Raw genomic sequence first — 1,382 nt, 5'->3', positions numbered from 1 at the left:
GTTATTCCTGCGTTATCAGGATGATCTAGGTTATAAATTTCCTGTACAGTCATTTTTTCTTCTGTTTGTTTACTACCAATAAGTAAATACAAATAAATTCCCTCCTTTATACTTCTCCAAATGCTCCATATCGTCCTGGGGTACAAGCGCACTTACCTTTTTCTAAAGAATTTCTTTCAAGCTCTTTTTCCCAGATAAGTGATAGATCATTCTTAGAGTTTTTTCTTACTTGCGCTCTTCCTACCGTATAAACCCCATCCTCTCGATCGCAATAAACAGAATCACCATACGATGGGGTTGATCCCCCATTAGTAATTCTGAACCCGTTTATCCTTAAAACAACTTCGAGGTTCTTAGTTAGTTTGATTAGCGAATCTTCCAAAGTCCCGGATTGAGGATTCGGATTGTAATTTCCTATAACCACAAAAACAAAGTCCCTATCAACGTAGAGACTTCCCATAACTCCTGGTTTGTCAGATAATTTTACGTTCTTTATCAAATTCCCTGATTTATCATATTTTTCAAGCGTTTCGTTTACCAATCGATATATATTTCCATCATTATCAATATCAATACTTCCGTAAGATTCATCATAATTCATTCCTGATACTTTGAAAGATAAGAGTTTGTTTCCATTAGCATCAAATTTAGTTAATTCTCCTGGGTTTATATGTGTGTAGACATTACTTTCATTGTCGTAACACATACCTTTGTTTGCAAAATATGATTTTCTCCTGGGAATCTCTACTATTTTTTTTATTTCTCCGTTTTTAGATATAAATAATAGGGCTACATTATCATGTGCTCCGTAATTTGCTATAAAAGTATAATCTCCGTTTTTACTTACAGCAATATCCGTAACATAATAATTACCACTTCTGATAATTGTAAAGTTCTTATCGAAGATAGCAAATCCTTCTTCATGCCCATAATAAACATTACCGTTCGGATCGGTTTCAAGGGTTTTGCAAGTACGGTATAGTTTAAAATCGTATTTATTTTTTTCTATACCCTCGAAACTGAATTGTTTTAATTGCAGTGGATAAGCATTATACCATCCTATACCTGTAAATACATACTTTTCATAGTAAGAGATAAAGTCTAACCACTTATCGGCGTAAACTCGTCCAATCCGATCTGTCCACTTTACTCCATCCCAAACACGGATTGCCTTAACTGTTTGTCCGTTAGCCAGTTGAATTTTAGCCATAGTCTCACCTCAAATTACGATCCAAATGTCATTTTTACTTGGGTTCGCTGGAGCTGTTGTTGATACTGTAATACGCATATTCCCTTTCACGTGGTCCGCGTGAGGGGCGCCTTTCGCTTCATGTGCTGCCACTTTACTTTGCGCTCCTGCTGGAGTTTCTGCCCCGATTCCT

1 protein-coding gene is annotated in these 1,382 nt (G+C 36.3%); it reads right to left on the bottom strand.

Going from position 1 to position 1,382, the window contains the following annotated elements:
* Nucleotides 1-106: 106 nt before the first annotated feature.
* On the bottom strand, nt 107-1,210 hold the full coding sequence (locus tag AYJ08_RS04405; RefSeq protein ID WP_064016741.1) for an NHL repeat-containing protein: 1,104 nt from the start codon (nt 1,208-1,210) through the stop codon (nt 107-109).
* Between the last annotated feature and the right edge of the window lie 172 nt (nt 1,211-1,382).

Origin of the sequence: Brevibacillus sp. SKDU10, assembly GCF_001645205.1 — a bacterium.
Lineage (GTDB): Bacteria > Bacillota > Bacilli > Brevibacillales > Brevibacillaceae > Brevibacillus_B > Brevibacillus_B halotolerans.
This window is presented reverse-complemented; position numbering and strand designations above follow the sequence as displayed.